The sequence below is a fragment of the Streptomyces sp. NBC_00425 genome, from assembly GCF_036030735.1.
In the GTDB taxonomy this organism is placed as follows: domain Bacteria; phylum Actinomycetota; class Actinomycetes; order Streptomycetales; family Streptomycetaceae; genus Streptomyces.
In genome coordinates this window covers 5,281,578-5,300,869 of sequence record NZ_CP107928.1, presented here as the reverse complement: position 1 = coordinate 5,300,869, position 19,292 = coordinate 5,281,578, and the positions used below count along the sequence as shown (strand labels likewise).

Here is a 19,292-nt window from a genome sequence, read left to right as displayed (position 1 = left end):
CAGGTGCCCGAAGGACGGGCCGGCCGGCAGGTCAGGTGCGCAAAGGACGGGCGGCCCGCCGGGTCAGGTGGGCGAAGGCCCGGCCGGCCGGCGGGTCAGGTGCGCGAAGGCGTCCAGGTTGCGCGTCGACTCGCCCCGGGAGACCCGCCACTCGTACTCCCGGCGGATGGCGCTCGCGAAGCCGAGCTCGAGCAGCGTGTTGAACGCGCCGTCGGCCGCCTCCAGGACCTGGCCCATGAGCCGGTCGACCTCGTCGGCGGTGACCGCGGCGAGGGGCAGCCGGGCGGTGACGTAGACGTCGCCGAGCTGGTCGACGGCGTAACTCACCCCGTACAGCTTGAGGTTGCGCTCCAGCAGCCAGCGGTGGACGCCGGACTCGTTCTCGTCGGGATGGCGGACGACGAAGGCGTTCAGGGAGAGGGAGTGTCGGCCCACGATGAGGGAGACGGTCGTCTTGAGCTTGCGGGCGCCGGGGAGTTGGACGACGTAGGACCCTGGCGACGGGCTCTCCCACTCCAGCTCCGCGTCCTTCAGGAAGTCCTCGATGACCTGCGCGGCCGTCTTCTCCACGTCACCCATGCTCGGAGCGTACGCCACGGCGGTGGGCCTGGGCCGCGGCCGCGTAGACGTCCGCGGTGGCGGCGGCGGCGGTGTCCCAGCCGAAGGACCGGGCGTGCGCGGCGGCCGCCGCGCCCATGCGTGCGGGGAGGTCGGGGCCGTCGGCGAAACGCTCGAGCACGCGCGCGTAGCGGGCCGGATCGTGGCCCTGCACCAGGAATCCCGTCTCACCGTCCCGGACGGCCACCGGGAGCCCGCCGACCGCGGCCGCGAGGACGGGGGTCCCGGCCGCCTGCGCCTCTATGGCGACCAGTCCGAACGACTCGCTGTAGGAGGGGACGACCAGCAGCGACGCCGCCCGGAACCAGTCCGCGAGCTGTTCCTGGCCGACCGGCGGCCGGAACCGCACGACGTCGGCGACGCCGAGCCGCGCGGCCAGCTTCTGCAGTCCCTCGGGCTTGGCGAGGCCGCTGCCGCTGGGGCCGCCGACGATCGGCACGACGATGCGGGAGCGGAGCTCGGGACGCTCGTCGAGCAGCACGGCGACCGCGCGCAGGAGGACGTCCGGAGCCTTCAGCGGCTGGATGCGGCCCGCGAAGAGGGGGATCAGGGCGTCCTGGGGCAGGCCGAGGCGGGCACGGGCGGCGGCGCGGCCGTCCGCGGGACGGAAGCGGTCGAGGTTGACGCCGGGGTGCACGACGGCGACCTTGCCGGGGTCGGCCTGGTAGTGGCGGACGAGTTCCTCGGCCTCCTCCGTCGTGTTGGCGATGAGGCGGTCCGCGGCGACGACGATCTGGGTCTCGCCGATGACGCGGGCGGCGGGCTCGGGCGTGTCGCCGTCGGCCAGGTTGGCGTTCTTGACCTTGGCCATGGTGTGCATGGCGTGCACCAGCGGGGCGCCCCAGCGCTGGGCGGCCAGCCAGCCCACATGCCCGGAGAGCCAGTAGTGCGAGTGCACGAGGTCGTAGTAGCCGGGGCGGTGGCCGGCCCAGGCCTGCATCACGCCGTGCGTGAAGGCGCACAGCTGGGCCGGCAGCTCCTCCTTGGCGAGGCCTTCGTAGGGGCCCGCGTCGACGTGCCGGACGAGGACCCCGGGGGCCAGCTCGACGACGGGGGGCAGGCCCCCGGTCGTCGCGCGCGTGAAGATCTCGACCTCGATGTTGATCGCGGCGAGGCGCTGCGCGAGCTCGACGATGTAGACGTTCATGCCGCCGGCGTCGCCGGTGCCGGGCTGGTGGAGCGGGGAGGTGTGCACGGAGAGCATCGCGACGCGACGGGGACGGCGGTGGAGCCTGAGCCGCTGCGGCGCGGTCTGAGAGCGACGCCCGAGCTTGTTGACGTAGCTCACGTGGCGGTCCTCCTCGCTGCGGGCATGCCTGGGGGAGGGTGTGGGGCGCCCTCCACGGAGCTGCAACCCGGAGCAGCACATTCCCATTCCGGCGTGCTCCGCGACGGCGGCGTTTTTTGCCCAGCCATTACCGTCGATCGCTCAACCGTTCGATGGCGTTCTGCGTGGGGAAAGCCGAGCGGCCGCACCGCATACCCTCGTAGGCATGACGTCCCGCGCCCCGACCCGCCCCGTGGGCACGGTCACGCGCGGCACGACGAACCCCAACCGGCTGCGCCGCATGGACCGCTGGATCGCCGCGACCCACGGCCCCGACCTGCGCCGCGCCGCCGATCCCGTCGCCGTCGACCTCGGCTACGGGGCCGCGCCCTGGACCGCCGTCGAGCTGCTGGAGCGGCTGCGCTCCGTCGCGCCACGCGCGCGGGTCGTGGGCGTCGAGATCGAACCGGCCCGCGTGGCGGCCGCGCGGCCGTACGAGCGGGCGGGGCTGGTCTTCCGGCACGGCGGTTTCGAGATCCCGGTCCCCCAGCGACCGCACCTGGTGCGCGCCGCCAACGTGCTGCGCCAGTACGACGAGGGCGAGGTCGCCGCGGTCTGGCGGCGGCTCTGCGCGCGGCTCGCGCCGGCCGACCCGGCGACCGGGTTCCGCGGCGGCCTGCTCGTCGAGGGGACCTGTGACGAGATCGGGCGCCGGCACGTGTGGGTGGCGCTCGGACCGGAAGGACCTCGCACGGTCACCTTCGCGACCCGGCTGGGCTCCCTGCAACGGCCCTCGGACCTCGCGGAGCGGCTGCCCAAGGCCCTGATCCACCGCAACGTCCCGGGCGAGCCCGTGCACGCCTTCCTGCGCGACTTCGACCGCGCCTGGGCGGCCGCCGCGCCGTACGCGTCGTACGGCGCCCGGCAGCGGTGGATGCGCTCGGTGCGGGACCTGACGGCCGACTGGCCGGTGACGGACGGGCCGACGCGCTGGCGTCAGGGCGAAGTGACGGTGCGATGGACGGCGTTGGCGCCGCGGGACTGACGGTCCGTGCCGCCGGACGATCGCCGGACCACCGCCGGGCAACCGCTCGACGACCGCCGAACGCGCCACCGGACCACCGCCGGGCAACCGCTCGACGACCGCCGAACGCGCCACCGGAGCACTGCCGAACGGCCACCGGAGCACCGCCGGACAATCTCTCGACGACCGCCGGGAACGATCTCCGTGAGTCGTTCGTCACACAGGCGGGGAGAGCGAATGTCGGGGCGGACGGGAGGGGAAGGACTGCCTGTGCCGGTTCCGTCGTCACCTCTGTCGTTTTCGGCCGTGACGTGGCACGATCCCCCGAGCGCCCAAGTTACTGACGGTTAATCACACATGGGGGACGGGGTATGGGAACGGGGAAGCGCGGCCTGCTCGCTGCAGCTGTGACCGTGGTCTGCGCGGTCACCGTGCTGGGCGCGCCGGGCGTGGCGTTCGCCAGTCCGAACCCCACGCCGGAACCCGCGCCGTCGGCGAGTTCGTCGGCCCCCGCGCTTCCCTCGACCGCCACCAACAAGGACCTCGAAGCCGTCCGCACCCAGCTCGAAGCGCTCTACCACGACGCCGCGGTGGCCACCGACGCCTACAACGCGGCCGAGGAAGCGGCGCAGAAGCAGTCCGCCGAGATCGTCGAGCTGGCGAAGAAGATCGTCGCGGGCCAGAAGAAGCTGGACGACCTCAAGGACCGCGCGGGCGCCGCCGCTCGCGCCCAGTACCGCACGGGCGGCCTGCCCGACGAGGCGCAGCTGATGCTGAGCGACGACCCGTCGGAGTTCCTCGACGGCGCGGGCCGGGTCCGCCAGGGGCAGCGTGCGACCAAGGGCCTCATCGGGCAACTGACCCAGGCCCAGCAGGACTTGGAGCAGTACTCCAAGGACGCCTCCACCCAGTGGCAGAAGCTGGAGGCGGGCCGCAAGGCCAAGGCGGCGGCCCAGAAGAAGATCGAGAAGCAGATCGCCGCGGCGGAGAAGCTCGAATCCCGGCTGGAGAAGAAGGAGAAGGAGCGCCTCGAGCAACTGGAGGCGCAGGTCGCACAGAAGGCGCAGACCGCCTGGCTGGACACCGGCATCCTCAAGGAGATCGACGGCGCGGCGTCCGTACAGGGCAAGGCGGCCGTCCAGTTCGCCACCGCCCAGATGGGCAAGCCGTACGTGTGGGGCGCCGAGGGGCCGAAGAGCTTCGACTGCTCCGGTCTGACCTCCGAGGCCTGGAGGAGCGCCGGACGGCCGATCCCCCGCACCTCGCAGGAGCAGTGGAAGCAGTTGCCGCACGTCGCCGTCCAGGACATGCGCCCCGGCGACCTGATCATCTACTTCAGCGACGCCAGCCACGTCGCGATGTACGTGGGCGACGGAGCGATCATCCACGCCCCGCGCCCGGGCCGCACGGTCACGCTCGCCGGAGCGGGCACGATGCCGATCCTCGGGGTGGTCCGGCCGGACGCGTGACCTCGCCCGCGCGACCGGGCGCGACGTCGCCCGTATGACCCGCGTGCGACCCCGTCCGTGTGACCCAGTGCACCTCCGTCGGCCGCCGGATCTCGGGGTGACGTGACGTTCGTCATCCCCTCCCGGGTACCGGCCTGTCCAACTGCGGTAGGGATCGCGGCATATGACAGGGGCCAGAGATCAAGCGGCGGGCCTCACGCCATTCCGTTGCAGCGCCTTCTGCCGCTATGGTCCCCGTCGGTGGGTCGAGGTCCCTCGCCCCCGCCATGCCCTCGGGGGGAGGGAAGGAACCCAGACGATGCCCGTACCCGTACCGCGGCAGAGAGCGATCCCGGCCGTGGAGAGTGGTCAGGCGCAGGCCGTGCACGCCGTCGGCGGCCCCTCCGAGGAAGAAGCCGGCCGCCGGGAAGAGCAAGCCTGTCGCACCGAGACGACGGTGGCGAACGACGCCGCCCCCTCCGGCGCGCACCACGACGCGCGCGACGGAGCACACCCGCACGCGCGAGGCGACGCCCGAGGCGACGCGCAGCGCAGCACACGTGACGGAGCGCTCAACGTTGCGCCCGCGGACGGCGTCCACCCTGGCGTGAGCACTGCAGGTGTGGGCACCGCAGGCGTGACCACCGCCGGCGCGAGCACCGCAGGCGTGAGCGCGCCCGGCGTCGCCGTGACCGGCGTCACCGCCCCGGGTGCGGGCGCGACCGGCGCCGGTGCCGGGCACGTCCCTCTCACGCTGCTGCTGATCGAGGACGACCCCACGGCCGCGCCGATCTTCCGCGACCTGCCCGACTCGGACGGCAGGCCGATCCGGGTGCGCACCGCCCGCAACCTCACCGAGGCCGAGCGGCTGCTCACCGACGACGTGCACTGCATCCTGCTGGACATCGCGCTGCCCGTGCCGGGCCGCACGTCCGCGGCCGCCGGCGACGACGAGCTCGCCGTGCTGCGGCACGTACTGCGGCTCGCTCCCCGGCACGCCGTGCTCGCCCTCACCGCCTCCGGTGACGCCGAGCGGGGCGCCGAGGCCGTGCGTGTGGGCGCACAGGACTACCTCTTCAAGGACGAGCTGGACGGCCGTCTGCTGAGCCGCGCGATCCGGTACGCGGTCGAGCGGAAACGTTCCGACACGGCCGAGCGCCGACTGGCCGAGGGCAAGCTGCGCGCGCAGGAGAACGCCCGCCTGGAGCGCGGCCTGCTGCCCACGCCGCTGCTGGAGGGCTCCCCGCTGCGGTTCGCCGCCCGTTATCGTCCCGGCCGCTCGCGCGCCCTGCTCGGCGGCGACTTCTACGACACCGTCCGCACGCCCGACGGCACCGTGCACGCCATGATCGGCGACGTCTGCGGGCACGGCCCGGACGAGGCCGCGCTCGGGGTGGAGCTGCGGATCGCCTGGCGGGCGCTGACCCTGGCGGGCCTGTGCGGGGACCAGCTGCTGAACACGTTGCAGCAGGTGCTGGAGCACGAGCGCGACGACGACGAGATCTTCGCGACGCTGTGCACGGTGGACATCGCGCCCGACGGCCGGCGGGCGGGCCTCTGCCTGGCCGGCCACCCCGCGCCGCTGATCGCGCGCCCGGACCGGCCCGCGCGCCTGCTGCCGTACGACAACAACGGCCCCGCCCTCGGCCTGCTGCCGGGCGCCCGCTGGCCGCGGATGCAGGTCGAGCTGGGCGCGGAGTGGAGCCTGATGCTGTACACCGACGGCCTCATCGAGGGGCGGATCGGCGAGGGCAGGGAACGGCTCGGCCAGGACGGCATGGTGGAGATGATCCGCCGCCAGCTCGCCGAGGGGCTCAGCGGGGAGGCGCTGCTGCGCGCCGCGGTGAGCGAGGTGCGCGAGCTCAACGGGGGCGAACTGACGGACGACGTCGCGGTGGTCCTGCTGGACCGGGTGCCGTAGGAAAGACGTGCGGCGCGCAGCACCGCGCCGCACTGCACGTGCGCGCAGCCGGCGCGGTGCGCTTCTGCCGCTGCGGCTAGCGTCCGCCGTTGTACGGACCGTAGGGGCCGTCGCTGCTGCTTCCGCCGCGCCGGCGGCCCCAGCCGCCGCCCGAGACCTGCCGAAGGGCCGGCCGGACGTCCACGATGAAGACGATCGAGGCGACGAGGCCCGCGAGCTGCAGGAACAGCATCGGCACGAGGAGGTTCACCGCGACCGCGATGCCGAGGATGATCAGCCAGAAGCCCTTGTTCTGCTTGTCGGCGGCCCGGTACGCGTCGTCGCGGAACAGCGCGGCCATCACCAGTGCCACCACGGCGAAGACCAACATGGCGAGGTAGAGCAGCCACATCAGCCCCGCGAAGCCTGCCATCAGCACAACGTCCACCACCTGATTCGACGCGTCTCGTCCCGGACCCGACCTGATCGTGTCCTACGCGGTCACCGTACCCGCAACCGCACTGCCGCTACCCGTACAACGGGCCGGGCACCTCGTCAGTGCCCGGCCCGTGTCCGTATGTCGTCTTCTGCCGTGTCCGTCCCGGCCGTCGGTCTCACTTGGCGGGCGGCGGCGTCTTCTTCGCGGCGGGCTTGCGCACCGGGGCCTTCCGGGCGGCGGGCTTCTTCGCCGCGGCGGTCTCGGACCGGGCCTCGGCCGGAGCGGCCTTCGGCTCGTCGGTACGGAGCTGGACCGGCTCGGCGTTCGGCGTCGTCTTCGGCTCGGCGTTCGGCTCGACCGCGATCGCGAGCTCCTCGATCTCCTCGGCGGCCTCGCCGCGCCAGGTCTTGACGGCCTGCTCGCCGTGCTCGGCGACCTTCTCGTAGGTCTCACGGGCCTTGACGGCGTACTCGGCGGCGACGCCGACACTGCGCAGGGCGAGGTCCTGGGCGGACTCGCCGAGCTTCTTCAGGTCGGCGTCGAGGGTGCTGCCGATCTTCTTGATGTCGCCGTCGAGGGTGCTGATGAAGTCGGTGACCTTGGCCTGGAGCGACTCCTGCGCCTCCTTGGCGCGCGCGGTCGCCTCCTTGGCGCGGGCGGTCGCCTCCTTGGCGCGGGCGTTGGCCTTCTCCTGCACGGACTTCGGGTCGGTGTTGCGGACGGCCTCGAAACGCGCCGGGGCCTCGGAGCGCAGCTGCTCGACCAGGCCCGGCACCTTCTTCGCCTGCTGGAGGGCCAGGTCGGCGGTGCCCGCGGCGAAGTAGAGCGGAGTCGGGTCGCTGAAGGTCTTGCGCAGGTCGTCGGTGATGGCCATGGTGAAGGTCCTCCCGGATTCACATTCGTCTGTGGGTCGTGTGGGGCCGAGTACGCCCGAGTACGTCGTCCTCGGCTGAGGAGTTGCGGTTCCGCGGCGGTGCGGCCGGTCCCCTGGTCCGGTCAACCGGCCGTCTGCTGCGGATCGGCGTCGCTCTCGTGGGCCCGCGGGCCCGCTCCGTCAGCGCGGCCGTCGTCGCTCCCGATCCCGTTCTCCCTGCGGAAGGACTCGTAGATCTGGAGCAGCGCCTGCTTCTGGCCCTCGGTCAGGGTGGGGTCGGCGAGGATGACCGCCCGGGTCTCCACCTCGTCCCGGTCCCGCTCCGCGTCGAGGATGCCGGCCCGCACGTACAGCGTCTCGGCGGAGATCCGCAGCGCCTTGGCGACCTGCTGGAGCACCTCCGCGCTCGGCTTGCGCAGCCCGCGCTCGATCTGGCTCAGATACGGATTGGACACCCCGGCGGCGTCGGCGAGCTGCCGGAGCGACAGCTGCGCGTTGCGCCGCTGCTCGCGCAGGTAGTCACCGAGGTTGCCGACGTTGAGCGATGCCATGCCTCCACCTTGCACCACCCCCGCTAACTTTTGCAAGCACCTGCTTGCAAAAGTGTGCCGCGCCACTCCGCGGACACGCGATCGGCGGCCCGGGCCGCACGTCGATTGACCTGTCTCGCTGAAGGTGAGCCAGTCTCGGTCTATCTGAGTCATCTGGTCTTGCGTCCCGGTCGACCTGGGCCATCTATCGATCCGTCCCGCTCTTTGTGAGCCACCGCTGTGCCCGGCTCCCTACGGTCGTCGTACGTGGTCAGCGCCGAGTGGGGGTGGCTGGTGGAGCCTGAGGACTTTTCACTTGGGTACGTCGACGCGCGCGGTGAGCTACACGAGGGGCCGCTTGAGGTGATGTGGTCGACGCGTTTCGAGGCTGCCGGGCAGGTGCGGGCGTTCCCGTCGTACCAGGGGCAGCGCAACTTTCCCGGCTGGTACTGGGCTGCTACCAGTGGCAAGTTGGTGGGCTTCGAGTCGTGGGTGGAGCTCGGTCATCTGATGCGGCTGGACTCCGAGCCGGACGTGGTGGCCGTCGCGTCACAGCCGTTCCGGCTCATGGCGGCCGGGTGACCGGGCCCGGCGGGTCAGTCATACGCCGGACTACTTCGTGCGCCGTCGGGACGGCTCCGCCGTGGTGCTGGATGTGCGCCCTGATGACCGGATCGAGCCCGAGGATGTCGTGAAGTTCGCGGCTACGGCGACGGCTTGCGCCGTGGTGGGCTGGGATTTTGAGCGGGTTGGCGTGCTCGATCCGGCGTTGGCGGCGAATCTGCGCTGGTTGTCGGGCTACCGGCATCCGCGGGTGCGGCGAGATCCGGTGGCGGCGGAGTTGCGGGCGGCATTCGCCCGGCCTCGGGGGCTGCTGGCGGGGGTGGGTGCGCTGGGTGATCCGATCGCCGTGCTGCCGGTGCTCTTCCACCTGCTCTGGTGCCGGGAGCTGGCGGTGGATCTGGAAGCTGGTCTGCTGTCGGCGGCCACGCAGGTGCGCCCGGTGCCCATGGTCGCGAAGGAGGTGGGCGGGGATGCCGGCGCTTCCGCGGCTGCTGTCGCTTGGTGACAGGGTCCGCTACGACGGGCGGGAGCACACGGTTGCCGCCCTGCACGGCACTTCGGTGCGGCTGGTCGATGACGCCCAGGCCGCCAGTGTCGTGCTGCTGGGACACCTGCTGGCGTCGGAGGGTTTCACCGTGCTGAGCCGCCCGCCGCTGCCGGAGGCCGGCGTCCTGGAGGGACTGCCGGAGGAAGCGGCACAGCGGGCTGAGTGGTGGCGACGACATCTGACCGAGTTGCTCACCGGCCGCCCGGACGGCAATACCGACATCCCGGTGCGGGCCGAGTACGACCCGACGGTGCACTCTCTGCGGCAGCGGGAGCTGACCAAGGTGGCCGAGCTGCGGGACTGCGGTGAGGAGGTGGGGCTGAGCACGCTGCGCCGGATGCGGTCCCGCTTCGAGAACGAAGGGGTGGCGGGCCTGGTGGACGGCAGGCTGCGCAAACCTGCCACCGGAACGAGCCGGGCCGATCCCCGGGTGGTCGAGGCGATCGTGAAGGTCGTGGGCAGCCGGACGGACGAGCCGACCGTCTCCGCGCAGGTGCTGCGGCGCCGCGTTGAACGTCTCCTGGTCGCCGAGCACGGTGCTGGAGTGGTCCGGATGCCATCCCGGGCGACGTTCTACCGCCTGCTGAAGGCGGTCTCGACCGGTCAGCATCTGTTCGGTTCGGCCCGCACCCGCCGCTCGCTGGGCAAGCAGCCGAAGCGGATGTTCGGGCAGCTGACGGCGGCCCGGCCTGGCGAAGTGATGGAAATCGACTCCACACCGCTGGACGTCATGGTCATCCACGATGACGGGACGGTGGACCGCTGCGAACTGACCGGGCTAATCGACCTGGCCACCCGGACACTGGCCGCCGTGGTGCTGCGGCCGTCGACGAAGGCGGTCGATGCCGCGCTGCTGCTGGCACGCGCCATGACACCGGAACCGGTGCGGCCCGGCTGGTCCGACGCTCTGCGGCGTGTCGCGCTCTGTGCTGCCCTATGCCTCCTTGCTGTCGCTGGACGAGCGGCTGGACAAGGCCGCCGCGGTCCCGGTGATCGTTCCGGAGACATTTCGAGCCTGTCCTTTTCCGTCCACTGCCGCGACCACTCAAGCCCTTCCCGCAGGAGACCAAGCACTCGTTCCTGGGCCGACTCGCAGCTGCGAACGCTATGCCTGTCCACCGCATCCAGCAGCCCTCCCGGTGGCTGCCCTCCCGCCTGGACTCGATTGACCAGCTCAGCGTCCTGAGCGGACTGCCGCGCACATCGATCCGGCACGCGATCCCCCAGTGGGAGAAGCAGCCAGGGAACTTTCCGCAAGGACCCCTCGCTGCGACTCCCCGATGGGCCTGCCGACGCTGTGTCGCACGCAGAACCGGCAACCCGGACGAGCGCGTCAAGATCTGGATGTCGAACTATCACCACCAGGTCTGCATCCCGCACCGTCTATGGATCGGCCGAGCCGTCGAGACGCCCTCGAACCAGTTCGACCTCGCCGGCCTTCCCGAGGTCGTCGGCGCCCAACGGCGTCACTACAGGCTCCTGCGCCACTACGGGCCTAACGTACTCAACCCGTGCTACGTGCAGTGTTCTGGTCTCTGGCACGCTCTCCTTCGGCACGGGTATCTGCTCGACGATCGCACTCACCGACTCGCCCGCCTTCGGCCCCGCTCTTCCCGCACCGTTCGCCCCTGGGACTCCGAGCGCTATGCCGCGGTCTATCCGGAGTTCGTCCAAACCATGGTGCTCTACGCCTCTCCCCAGTGGCGCGGTCTGCGGCATCCAGCGACGAGGAAGACTTCCGTGCCTTCCATACTGAGTTCATCCGACGGCTTCCCATCGAGATGCCTCTGCGCACAACGGCCAAACCCTGGTTCATCCACCAGCTCCGCGTCATCGCACGCACCATCCAAGACGCCGCAGAACACCCCACCAGAGGCAACACGGCCCACGGCTCTGCGCCCAGTGGCTCGGGTTGAGAGAGGCAGAGCCCCGAAAGGCGAGAACCCGATGACGTCGAACACGACACTGGCCTAGCGTTCCGCCCATGACCTCTCTGGGCGCCGACACCAACGACAAGGCCAGCGTGATCATCCGCTGCCAGGACAACACCTCCGTCGGCGTGACCTTCTGCGACCGGTTCAGCTCCGACGCGGACTCCGTGCACTATGCCGTCGAGCTGCGGGCCCCGGGTCTCACCGCTCGACGCAACGAGGCTGTCGCCTGGATCTGGGACAGCGATCTCACCGCGTTCCTGGAAGAACTGGCCGCGGACTACCGGGGATGGGACGGCGAACGGAGCTGGCAGACCAACGACAGAGACCTGACGGTGTCGGCCGTCTTCCGGTCCGGCGGCCACGTCGGGCTGACCTGGACCGTGCGACCCTGGCCGCGGGCCGCTGGCGGCTGGAGCGCCTCGCGACCACGTGGCTGGAAGCCGGCGAGCAGATGACTACCCTGGCCGCCGACATCCGGCGCTTCCTCTCCGAGGGGCACCAGTGACATCCGGCATGCGCATCACCTGGGTGCTGGGGACACACGGATGGGCCGACTGCACCCTTGAGGATCAGCACGCCAAGGCCGAGCTCACTGCGTCCTACATCACCAGTGCACCTGAGGAACGACCATCGGCATCCGCACGGTGCACAGCCGGATCCACGCCAGACCTGCGAAGGAGACCGATGAGACACATCAGGGAAATGAGCGAGCGCGAGTACTTCGCCTGCGTCGGCCAGCGTCCCGGCATGTTCGTCGGCACAGCCTCGTCGTTCCACCAGTTGACTGCCTTCCTTACCGGCTACGACCAGCACGCGATACGCCACGGCGGACAGGGGCTCACAGGCTGGCACGAGTGGCTCATCGCCCGCCGCGGCCGCGACTGCAACCATGCCTGGCCCGGACAGGTTCTGCACATCGCGCTCCCAGAGGGCTGGAACAACATCGCCGACCTGCCGCCCGAGGACGAGAAGCACGGAATCAAGATCCTGTTCCAGCTTCTCGACGAGTTCGCCGCCGAACGCGAGGCAAGTCCTGGCGCTCAGAACTCAGATTGAGCGAGATGCCGATCTCGCCTCCGTCTCGCTCAATCTGAACCACCGCTGTTCACAGCCCCCACGTGGTTCACCTTCAGCGAGACGAGTCACCGGGCCGCACGTCGAGCAACCAGGTCCCGCCCGCGCGGCCGCGGAGAAGTGCAGGGTGCGGGTGCGCCGCTTCGAGACCCGCGTAGGGTGCTCGGGTGCTCAATCGGCTTGACATCAGCGTGTTGCCGCCGGGACCTCGATGGGCTGCCCGACTGCAGTTCTGGGTCGACGGCGAGGAAGTGGTCGCGGGGGCGGTCGGCGAGGGAGGCCGCGGCCCGTTCGCGGCGGAGGCGTTGCCCGCCGACGGTCGCAGTCCGCTCTGGGCCACCGGCGAGGGGCGACGGGTGGTGCTGGGGGAGGCCGAGTGCACGGGCGGATGCTGCGGCCACCTGTCGGTGTTCGTGCAGCGGCACGGCGGCATCGTCGAGTGGTCCGACTGGCAGGTGCCCGTTGACCGGGTGCGCCCCCCGGCGTTTCATTTCGATGCCGGTCGGTACGACAGCGAAGTGACCCGGGCACTGGGAGACCGGTGGTGGCAGGTCCGGGTGAGGTGACACGCCGCTCGGGCCCTGCCCTGGACGGCGGGACCGTCGGCGCCGTCGTACCCGGCGGTCAGGACGGCTGGACTTCGTCGAAGAGGGCGAGGGCCTGGGCGGGGTCCGGGCTCACGAGGCGCTCCAGACCGGCCGTCGTGATCTTCGCCCACCTGCCGGCCCGTGCCCACATCCGTTCCTCGAAGGCACGGACGGCATCGTCGAGGTCTCCGACGTCGGCGGCGACGCACTCGGCGAGTTCGGCGCCCTCCAGCATCGCGAGGTTCGCGCCCGCCCCCAGCGGGGGCATCAGATGGGCGGCGTCACCGAGGAGCGTCACCCCCGGGACGTGGGTCCAGGTGTGGGACACGGGCAGGACGTGGAGAGGACGGTGGACGAAGGCTGCGCCGCGGCGGAGGAGGTCGAGGACGGGAGCGGCCCAGCCGTCGAACAGGGCCAGCAGGCCCGATCGCACGGCCTCCACGTCGGCCAGGTCCAGGTGCGCGTGCCAGTCCAGCGGCGCGCGGAACTGGGCGTACACCTTGACGTGGCCGCCGCTGTTGCGCTGGGCGACGAGCTTGCGGTTCACGCCGTACACGGCCACGGAACCGTCGCCGATCACGCGGGCCAGGTCGGGGTGGCGGGTGTCGACGTCGTCGAGCGAGGTCTCGACCGTGGTGACGCCGGTGTAGTGCGGCGTCACCGGTGAGACCGCCGGGCGGGTCCGGGACCAGGCGCCGTCCGCGCCGACCACGAGGTCGAACGTCTCCTGCCGCCCGTCCTCGAAGTGGACCAGTGCGCCGTCCTCGGCCCCCGGCACCACCTGCGTCACGCCGCGCCCCCACTGGACGTCGAGGGGGCCGAGCAGCAGGTCACGCAGTTGCCGGCGGTCGATCTCGGGATTGGCCCGGTCGTCCGGACGGGGTCGCCAGTCGCGCAGGACGGTCCCGGCCGTGTCCAGGATGCGCATGGCCTGCCCCTCGGGGCGGGACAGCTCCTGGAACTCCGCCAGCAGCCCCGCCTTGTCCAGCGCGAGCTGGCCCAGCCCTTCGTGCAGGTCCAGCGTGCCGCCCGGGGGCCGGGCGTCGGGGGCGGGATCGCGTTCGAGGACGGTGACCGGACGACCGTGGCGGTGCAGGACACGGGCGAAGGCAAGTCCGCCGGGACCGCCTCCGACCACTGCGATGCGATGTCTCATGTCGATACACCGTATTGGTACGGGACGATGTATCGCAAGAGTACGGTGTGACCATGACTGTGTGGGACCGGCCGGAGCCGCCGACCCGCCCCGTGCCGCTCGACCGGGAGCGGATCGTCGCCGCCGCCGTCGCGCTGGCCGACGCGGGCGGGCTGGAAGCGGTGTCGTTGCGCAAGGTCGCCGCCCGGCTGAACGCCGGGCCGATGCGGCTGTACGGATACATCTCCACCAAGGAGGAGCTGTTCGACCTCATGGTGGACGAGGTCCAGGCCGAGATCCTGCCCGAGGAGCAGCCCGGTGACTGGCGGGCGGCGCTGCACGTCCTCGCCCACCGCACCCGGCAGGCCGCTCTCCGCCACGAATGGCTGGCCGACCTGCTGGGCGGCCGCCCGGCCCTGGGCCCGAACGGCCTCGCCCTGACCGAGGCCACGCTCACCGCCCTCGACGGCCTCGCCGACGTCGACACCGTCATGCGCGCCGTGGAGACCGTCAGCGCCTACTTCACGGGTGCGATCCGGCGCGAGATCGCGAACCTGCGGGCCGAGCGCGCCACCGGCCTGTCCAAGCACGACTGGCAGCGCGCCTCCGGCCCGCATGTGACGAGGATGCTGGCCACGGGCCGCTTCCCGGCACTGGCCAAGGTCGTGCACGACGGCACGCACGTGGACGCCGAGACATCCTTCGCGACCGGTCTGGACTGGGTCCTCGACGCCGTGGCCGCCAGACTCACCCCGCCGTCCGCGTGACGCTCGGCTGCCGCCGGACACGGGCCCGGCCGGGGTCGGCGTCCAGAGGCCGGCCTGCGGCCCGCGGGGGTCGCGCCGCCACCACCGACACCGGTCCTGCCGACCACCGCCCCTGGTCCTGCCGACCGCCGACGCGCCTTCTGCGAACCGGCGGTTGCGTTCCCGGGGCGACGGCCCGCACCGCGCACGACGCCGGGTCCCGCGTCACCGTTCAGACCGGGGCCGCTCGCTCCGGCGCCAGACCCTTCGGCGCCAGACCCTTCGGGAGGAACCCTGTGGAACGCCTGTGGGAAATAGAGGAAAGCATCGTCGTAAACGCCCCCGGCACGGAGGTCTACGCGGCGCTGTCCCAGCTGCGGAACATGGGGAAGTGGAGCCCGGAATGCTTCTACGTGTGGCATCGCGGCACGACGGCGCGCGAGGGGACCGGGTTCGTGGGGTTCAACCGCAAGGGCCCTCTGGTGTGGTTCACCACCTGCCGGGTCACCGTGGCCGACGCGCCCCGTGAGTTCGCGTTCCGGGTCAGCACCTTCGGCCTGCCGGTGGCCCTGTGGGGCTACCGGCTCGAGCCGGAGGGCGAGGGGACCCTCGTCACCGAGTACTGGCAGGACCTGCGGAGCGGGGCCGGCGCCCGCGTCACGGAGCTGCTCGGGCGCCTGTTCACCGGCACCCGCCCGGAGGCCCGCGCGGCGGCCAACCGGGCCGGCATGCGCACCACGCTGCAACGGCTGAGGCAGGCCGTGACGGTCTGAGGACAGGGCGGGCCGGACGGCGTTCCTCAGTCCTCCGTCTCCCACGGCAGGGCCCGTTCGTGCACCACGTCCAGCCGGGAGACCGCCCGGGTGAGGACCACGTAGAGCCGGTTCAGGCCGCGGCGCTCAGACTCCGCGACGGCCGCCGGTTCGACGGCGACGACATGGTCGTACTCCAGGCCCTTGACGAGGGTCGCGGGGACCACCGTCACCCGGGCGGGCGGGGCGTGCGGGCCGGCGGCCGGGACGCCGGACGCGATGAGGGCCTCGCGGATCCGGTCGGCCTGGGAGTCCGCGGCGATGACGCCGACCGAGCCCTCGCGGGCGAGCGCGTCGCGGACCGCGGCGACGACCGCGGACGGGAGGTCGCCGTCGGCCCGCCGCACGCGCAGTTCACCGTCCCGGCGCAGGGAGTGGGCCCTGGGCACGTCGGCGTCGAGGCGGTCGAGGAGACGGCCCGCGAGGGCGAGCACGGCGGCCGGGACGCGGAAACCCGTGGTCAGCGGCACGATCGTGGCATCCGGCTTGCCCAGGTGGGTCAGCTGGACCCGCCAGGAGGACGCCGCCCAGTCCGTGGTGCCCTGGGCCAGGTCGCCGAGGACGGTGAGCGAGCCGAAGCGGACCCGGCGGGCGACGGCCCGGCACTCCATCGGCGAGAGGTCCTGGGCCTCGTCGACGACGACATGGCCGTATCCCCGCGGATGGTCCAGCAGGCCGGCGATCTCGTCGAGGAGGACGAGGTCGGCGGCCGACCAGCGTGCCGACTTGGGCGTGCGGGGCGGGTGCGGCCGGTGCAGGGCCCGCTGCTCGTCGGGGTCCAGAAGGCCGTCCGCGGCCCGGGCCAGCTCCTGCGGGTCGGTGAGGAGCCGGGCCAGCACCTCCGCCGGCCGCGTCTTCGGCCACACCGCCTCCACGCAGGCGCTCACCGGCGCGGCCCGTTCGATCCGGCGCGTCCAGGAGGCCGGACGGGGCCCGCTGCGGCGTTCCACCTGCTCCTGGATCCGGCGCACGATCCGGGCCCGCACCCGCTCGCGCCCGGTCTCGTAGGGCGGCTCCTCGGCCAGCACGGTGGCGACGATCTCCGTCAGCACCCGGCCGGCGATCCGCCAGTGGCCGGAGCCCTCCGGGACGTGCAGGTCCTCGGCGCGGTCGGCCGCCACCCGCCCGTACACGGCCCGGCGCAGCACCTCGGCCATCCGGGGATCGTGTTTGACGGCGGCGGTCCGCTCGGGGTCCGTGCCGGTCGCCCGGTGGCCGGCGGCGATCTCGTCCTGGAGCGTCGACTGCCGGACGCCGGTCTCGCCGAGCGAGGGGAGCACTTCGGCGATGTAGGAGAGGAAGGCGCGGTGGGGGCCGAGGATCAGCAGGCCGCCGCGCCGGATGCGGCGCGGGTGGGTGTAGAGGAGGTAGGCGGCCCGGTGCAGGCCGACCGCGGTCTTGCCGGTGCCGGGCGCGCCCTGCACGCACACCGATACGGCGAGGTCCCCGCGCACGAGGTCGTCCTGCTCGGGCTGGATGGTGGCGGCGATGTCCCGCATGGGGCCCACGCGGGGACGCTCGATCTCGCGCGCGACGATGCCGCCGTCCGGCCCGCCGGCGGAGAGACCGGCGCCGTCGCGGGACGTGCCCGTACCCTCCGCGGGGTTCGCGCTCGCGTCGCCCCCGTCCAGCCGCTCGTCCTCCAGGCCCGTCAGGTCGGCGGAGTCGCCCCGGCTGCCCAGGGCCCAGCCGAACCGTCGCCGCACGGCCACGCCCTGCGGGTCGCGGACGCTCGCCTGGTAGAAGGCGCGGGCCACGGGGGCGCGCCAGTCGACGACGAGCGGCGGGGCGGCCGGGTGCTCGCTGACGCGGAGCCGCCCGATGTGGTGGGCGAGGCCCTCGTGCACGCCGCCCGTGCCGTGCGCGAAGTCGAGCCGGCCGAAGAACAGCGGGCCTTGCGGCAGTTCGTGCAGGGCTTTGGCATGGCTGCGCAGCTGGTAACCGAGGACTTCGGCGTCGGCGCCGGAGGCGGAGACGTCCTCGCCGGTGGCGACCTGGAGGTCGGCGCCCTCGACCATCGCCGCGAAGGCGGCCCGGCAGGCGTCGTGATGGGCGCGTTCGGCGTGCAGGGCGCTGTCGAGGTCGGATGCCGTCATACGACGAGGATACCGAAAATGTTACTCGGTTACATTTTTTATGTGGTCACGATATCTACTCGGCATGGGATGTCCCGGCGAGCTGCGGCAGCCCCGTTCCCAACGTGTCGAAGGCCCGCTCGGCCGCGGCCACCGCGTCCCCCCGCACGTCCTCCAGCCGCTCGCCCGCCGCGATCCGTCGCCAGGTGTCCTCGGCGAGGATCCGCCGGACGGCGATGATCTGGCCGGCCGCCAGCCGGGCGTCGAGGGCGGTGGGCAGGTCGTCCGCGAGGGCCTCGGCGAGGGCGGCCTCCGAACGCTCCAGATAGCCGTGCAGCCGGGCCACCAGGGAGGGGGTGCCGTAGAGGAGGTCGTAGAAGGCCCGCACCTGGGGGTGGTCGTTGAGGCCGGTGACGGGGTCCTCGGCGGCCAGCCCGTCGAGGAAGTGCCGCCGCAGCGCGGCCAGCGGCGCGACCCCCTCGGCGCGAGCCGCGGTGACCACGCGTGCCGCCTCCCGCTCGTGATCGGCGATCTGGTGCAGGACCAGATCCTCCTTGGCCGGGAAGTACCGGAACAGGGTCGGCTTGGAGATCTCGGCCGCGGCGGCCACCTCGGCGACGGACACCGCGTCGAAACCGCGCTCGAGGAAGAGCCGGACGGCGACCTCCGACACGGCCTTGTACATCTGCTGCCTCTTGCGCTCACGCAGCCCGGTCGCACTCATGGGAGGAGCGTACGGGGCGGCGCCGAGCGGACGACGTGACGCCGAGTCGCCCGGCAGGCCGACCGCCGGTCTACGTGCCGGGACCGCGCCACGGAGGCAGTGCGGCCAGACTCCACAGGTCGTCGAGGTGCTTGTTCCACGCGGCGATCGCGGCCCTGGCGTCCTCCGTCCCCTCCTGTGACCAGACGTTGAGGTCCGTGCGGTAGCCCTTGGGGTCGTAGTACTCCGGGGAGGCACGGCTGAGCACCGTGCGGGCCACGACGTCGTAGAGCCCGTGCAGCACCAGCGCCCGGTTGAAGACGCAGATCTTGTCCCGCGGTATGCCGGGGTAGAGCCGGTACTCGCAGCGGGCGGTGACCCGGCCGCGGACCGTCAGCCGTTCGGCGATCCCGTACAGCGTCTCGTCGAACTCCCGGCACTTGGCTTCCAGGCGTTTGCGGAAGTCGGGGTCGTCCACCGGGAGCCCCTGGGCCCCGACTCTCGACGGCACCGTCATCGACTGCCCGAAGTCGGGGATGAGCACCCGGATGGTGACGTTGCGCGTGGGACCGGGGTCGTCGAGGAGACCTTCCAGGCGGTGGTACAGCTCGTTGTAGAGCGTCTCGCCGGTGTAGCCGAGGAACGCGATGTCCACGGTGCGGGCGCGGAAGGCCTCGCTCACGAAGAGGCCGAGCTCCCGGGAGTTCACCTGCCCGCGCGCGGGCACGCGCAGCGCGGTCGACAGGTCCTTCACCGTGTCGTAGAGCACGTATCCGACCAGGCTGAGGAGGGCGCCGCCGAGGTAGGCCTTCCCCTCCAGGGCGTCCCCGACCGGCTTGACGAACTGGGCCGTCAGGCCGGTGACGAAGATCCCGAGGAGCAGGATCCGGGTGATCGTGGGCTCGAAGCGTTCCTGGTAGCGCCGCAGCGCGTCCCCCACGCCGCCCCCACCCGTCGTTCGGCTCCCCCGCGCGGACATGTCCGACCCCCTCGCGCCTCACGCCCGACGGGCGTC

The 19,292-nt window shown here is 72.1% G+C and carries 20 protein-coding genes and 1 pseudogene; 11 read left to right on the top strand and 10 right to left on the bottom strand.

Going from position 1 to position 19,292, the window contains the following annotated elements; all coding sequences use genetic code 11:
• Positions 1-63: 63 nt before the first annotated feature.
• Positions 64-579, bottom strand: coding sequence for a YbjN domain-containing protein (locus tag OHS82_RS22910; protein WP_057579210.1), 516 nt, complete (start codon positions 577-579; stop codon positions 64-66).
• Positions 572-1,906 carry a D-inositol-3-phosphate glycosyltransferase gene (gene mshA, locus OHS82_RS22905; protein WP_057579212.1) on the bottom strand — a complete coding sequence of 445 codons (1,335 nt, stop codon included), beginning with the start codon at positions 1,904-1,906 and terminating at the stop codon, positions 572-574. The genes OHS82_RS22910 and mshA overlap by 8 nt, the downstream gene beginning before the upstream one ends.
• 205 nt (positions 1,907-2,111) lie before the next feature.
• On the opposite strand from mshA, the gene OHS82_RS22900 reads away from it, so the two are divergent.
• The 3 genes from OHS82_RS22900 (at position 2,112) to OHS82_RS22890 (ending at position 6,278) form a co-directional block, all read left to right on the top strand.
• Complete coding sequence (locus OHS82_RS22900) at positions 2,112-2,930, top strand: SAM-dependent methyltransferase (protein ID WP_107105223.1); 819 nt, start codon at positions 2,112-2,114, stop codon at positions 2,928-2,930.
• A gap of 350 nt (positions 2,931-3,280) precedes the next feature.
• A complete protein-coding gene (locus OHS82_RS22895) occupies positions 3,281-4,378 on the top strand; it encodes a C40 family peptidase (protein ID WP_328434381.1) in 1,098 nt (365 codons plus the stop codon).
• 298 nt (positions 4,379-4,676) lie between these two features.
• Positions 4,677-6,278 carry a PP2C family protein-serine/threonine phosphatase gene (locus tag OHS82_RS22890; protein ID WP_057579216.1) on the top strand — a complete coding sequence of 534 codons (1,602 nt, stop codon included), beginning with the start codon at positions 4,677-4,679 and terminating at the stop codon, positions 6,276-6,278.
• Between the two features lie 76 nt (positions 6,279-6,354).
• Here the strand turns inward: OHS82_RS22890 and OHS82_RS22885 are convergent, their stop codons facing one another.
• The 3 genes from OHS82_RS22885 to OHS82_RS22875 all read right to left on the bottom strand — a co-directional run bounded on the left by OHS82_RS22885 (position 6,355) and on the right by OHS82_RS22875 (position 8,121).
• A complete protein-coding gene (locus OHS82_RS22885; RefSeq protein ID WP_370444136.1) occupies positions 6,355-6,690 on the bottom strand; it encodes a DUF2516 family protein in 336 nt (111 codons plus the stop codon).
• A 181-nt stretch (positions 6,691-6,871) separates the two neighbouring features.
• Positions 6,872-7,570: a hypothetical protein gene (locus tag OHS82_RS22880; protein WP_328434380.1), complete on the bottom strand. Its 699-nt coding sequence runs from the start codon at positions 7,568-7,570 to the stop codon at positions 6,872-6,874.
• Positions 7,571-7,692: 122 nt separating this feature from the next.
• Positions 7,693-8,121, bottom strand: a complete 429-nt coding sequence (locus OHS82_RS22875; RefSeq protein WP_057579222.1) for a helix-turn-helix domain-containing protein — start codon at positions 8,119-8,121, stop codon at positions 7,693-7,695.
• Positions 8,122-8,367: 246 nt separating this feature from the next.
• On the opposite strand from OHS82_RS22875, the gene OHS82_RS22870 reads away from it, so the two are divergent.
• The 3 genes from OHS82_RS22870 (at position 8,368) to OHS82_RS22860 (ending at position 10,397) form a co-directional block, all read left to right on the top strand.
• Entirely contained in the window at positions 8,368-8,682 is a 315-nt protein-coding gene (locus OHS82_RS22870; protein WP_242433163.1) for a hypothetical protein, read from the top strand.
• Between the two features lie 61 nt (positions 8,683-8,743).
• The gene (locus OHS82_RS22865) at positions 8,744-9,169 is read left to right on the top strand and encodes a TnsA-like heteromeric transposase endonuclease subunit (RefSeq protein WP_328434379.1); all 426 of its coding nucleotides are present in this window, start codon (positions 8,744-8,746) and stop codon (positions 9,167-9,169) included.
• Positions 9,135-10,397, top strand: a complete 1,263-nt coding sequence (locus tag OHS82_RS22860; protein ID WP_328434378.1) for a helix-turn-helix domain-containing protein — start codon at positions 9,135-9,137, stop codon at positions 10,395-10,397. Before OHS82_RS22865 ends, OHS82_RS22860 begins: the two co-directional genes overlap by 35 nt.
• Positions 10,398-10,594: 197 nt before the next feature.
• On the opposite strand, the gene OHS82_RS22855 is transcribed toward OHS82_RS22860, so the two are convergent.
• Complete coding sequence (locus OHS82_RS22855; RefSeq protein ID WP_328434377.1) at positions 10,595-10,885, bottom strand: hypothetical protein; 291 nt, start codon at positions 10,883-10,885, stop codon at positions 10,595-10,597.
• Positions 10,886-11,195: 310 nt separating this feature from the next.
• Between OHS82_RS22855 and OHS82_RS22850 the strand changes: the two are divergent.
• From OHS82_RS22850 to OHS82_RS22840, 3 genes and pseudogenes are all read left to right on the top strand, one after another.
• Positions 11,196-11,650: pseudogene (locus tag OHS82_RS22850) on the top strand (DUF6228 family protein).
• Between the two features lie 197 nt (positions 11,651-11,847).
• A complete protein-coding gene (locus tag OHS82_RS22845) occupies positions 11,848-12,201 on the top strand; it encodes a hypothetical protein (RefSeq protein WP_242433166.1) in 354 nt (117 codons plus the stop codon).
• 185 nt (positions 12,202-12,386) lie between these two features.
• Positions 12,387-12,785 carry a hypothetical protein gene (locus OHS82_RS22840; RefSeq protein WP_057579224.1) on the top strand — a complete coding sequence of 133 codons (399 nt, stop codon included), beginning with the start codon at positions 12,387-12,389 and terminating at the stop codon, positions 12,783-12,785.
• 58 nt (positions 12,786-12,843) lie between these two features.
• On the opposite strand, the gene OHS82_RS22835 is transcribed toward OHS82_RS22840, so the two are convergent.
• On the bottom strand, positions 12,844-13,962 hold the full coding sequence (locus tag OHS82_RS22835) for an FAD-dependent oxidoreductase (protein ID WP_057579226.1): 1,119 nt from the start codon (positions 13,960-13,962) through the stop codon (positions 12,844-12,846).
• A 53-nt stretch (positions 13,963-14,015) separates the two neighbouring features.
• On the opposite strand from OHS82_RS22835, the gene OHS82_RS22830 reads away from it, so the two are divergent.
• Both OHS82_RS22830 and OHS82_RS22825 read left to right on the top strand, forming a co-directional pair.
• The gene (locus OHS82_RS22830) at positions 14,016-14,708 is read left to right on the top strand and encodes a TetR/AcrR family transcriptional regulator (RefSeq protein WP_057579227.1); all 693 of its coding nucleotides are present in this window, start codon (positions 14,016-14,018) and stop codon (positions 14,706-14,708) included.
• A gap of 275 nt (positions 14,709-14,983) precedes the next feature.
• Positions 14,984-15,460, top strand: a complete 477-nt coding sequence (locus OHS82_RS22825; protein ID WP_057579229.1) for an SRPBCC family protein — start codon at positions 14,984-14,986, stop codon at positions 15,458-15,460.
• A 26-nt stretch (positions 15,461-15,486) separates the two neighbouring features.
• Here the strand turns inward: OHS82_RS22825 and OHS82_RS22820 are convergent, their stop codons facing one another.
• From OHS82_RS22820 to OHS82_RS22810, 3 genes are all read right to left on the bottom strand, one after another.
• Complete coding sequence (locus tag OHS82_RS22820; protein ID WP_328434376.1) at positions 15,487-17,595, bottom strand: HelD family protein; 2,109 nt, start codon at positions 17,593-17,595, stop codon at positions 15,487-15,489.
• A gap of 55 nt (positions 17,596-17,650) precedes the next feature.
• On the bottom strand, positions 17,651-18,298 hold the full coding sequence (locus OHS82_RS22815; protein ID WP_057579233.1) for a TetR family transcriptional regulator: 648 nt from the start codon (positions 18,296-18,298) through the stop codon (positions 17,651-17,653).
• A 70-nt stretch (positions 18,299-18,368) separates the two neighbouring features.
• Positions 18,369-19,217: a hypothetical protein gene (locus tag OHS82_RS22810; RefSeq protein WP_242433167.1), complete on the bottom strand. Its 849-nt coding sequence runs from the start codon at positions 19,215-19,217 to the stop codon at positions 18,369-18,371.
• Positions 19,218-19,292 lie beyond the last annotated feature (75 nt).

Excerpts from the sequence above, each read along its gene's own strand:
- OHS82_RS22910 (WP_057579210.1), bottom strand. The coding sequence starts at position 579 with ATGGGTGACGTGGAGAAGACGGCCGCGCAGGTCATCGAGGACTTCCTG.
- OHS82_RS22900 (WP_107105223.1), top strand. The coding sequence starts at position 2,112 with ATGACGTCCCGCGCCCCGACCCGCCCCGTGGGCACGGTCACGCGCGGC.
- OHS82_RS22895 (WP_328434381.1), top strand. The coding sequence starts at position 3,281 with ATGGGAACGGGGAAGCGCGGCCTGCTCGCTGCAGCTGTGACCGTGGTC.
- OHS82_RS22890 (WP_057579216.1), top strand. The coding sequence starts at position 4,677 with ATGCCCGTACCCGTACCGCGGCAGAGAGCGATCCCGGCCGTGGAGAGT.
- OHS82_RS22885 (WP_370444136.1), bottom strand. The coding sequence starts at position 6,690 with ATGGCAGGCTTCGCGGGGCTGATGTGGCTGCTCTACCTCGCCATGTTG.
- OHS82_RS22880 (WP_328434380.1), bottom strand. The coding sequence starts at position 7,570 with ATGGCCATCACCGACGACCTGCGCAAGACCTTCAGCGACCCGACTCCG.
- OHS82_RS22875 (WP_057579222.1), bottom strand. The coding sequence starts at position 8,121 with ATGGCATCGCTCAACGTCGGCAACCTCGGTGACTACCTGCGCGAGCAG.
- OHS82_RS22860 (WP_328434378.1), top strand. The coding sequence starts at position 9,135 with ATGCCGGCGCTTCCGCGGCTGCTGTCGCTTGGTGACAGGGTCCGCTAC.
- OHS82_RS22845 (WP_242433166.1), top strand. The coding sequence starts at position 11,848 with ATGAGCGAGCGCGAGTACTTCGCCTGCGTCGGCCAGCGTCCCGGCATG.
- OHS82_RS22835 (WP_057579226.1), bottom strand. The coding sequence starts at position 13,962 with ATGAGACATCGCATCGCAGTGGTCGGAGGCGGTCCCGGCGGACTTGCC.
- OHS82_RS22830 (WP_057579227.1), top strand. The coding sequence starts at position 14,016 with ATGACTGTGTGGGACCGGCCGGAGCCGCCGACCCGCCCCGTGCCGCTC.
- OHS82_RS22820 (WP_328434376.1), bottom strand. The coding sequence starts at position 17,595 with ATGACGGCATCCGACCTCGACAGCGCCCTGCACGCCGAACGCGCCCAT.
- OHS82_RS22815 (WP_057579233.1), bottom strand. The coding sequence starts at position 18,298 with ATGAGTGCGACCGGGCTGCGTGAGCGCAAGAGGCAGCAGATGTACAAG.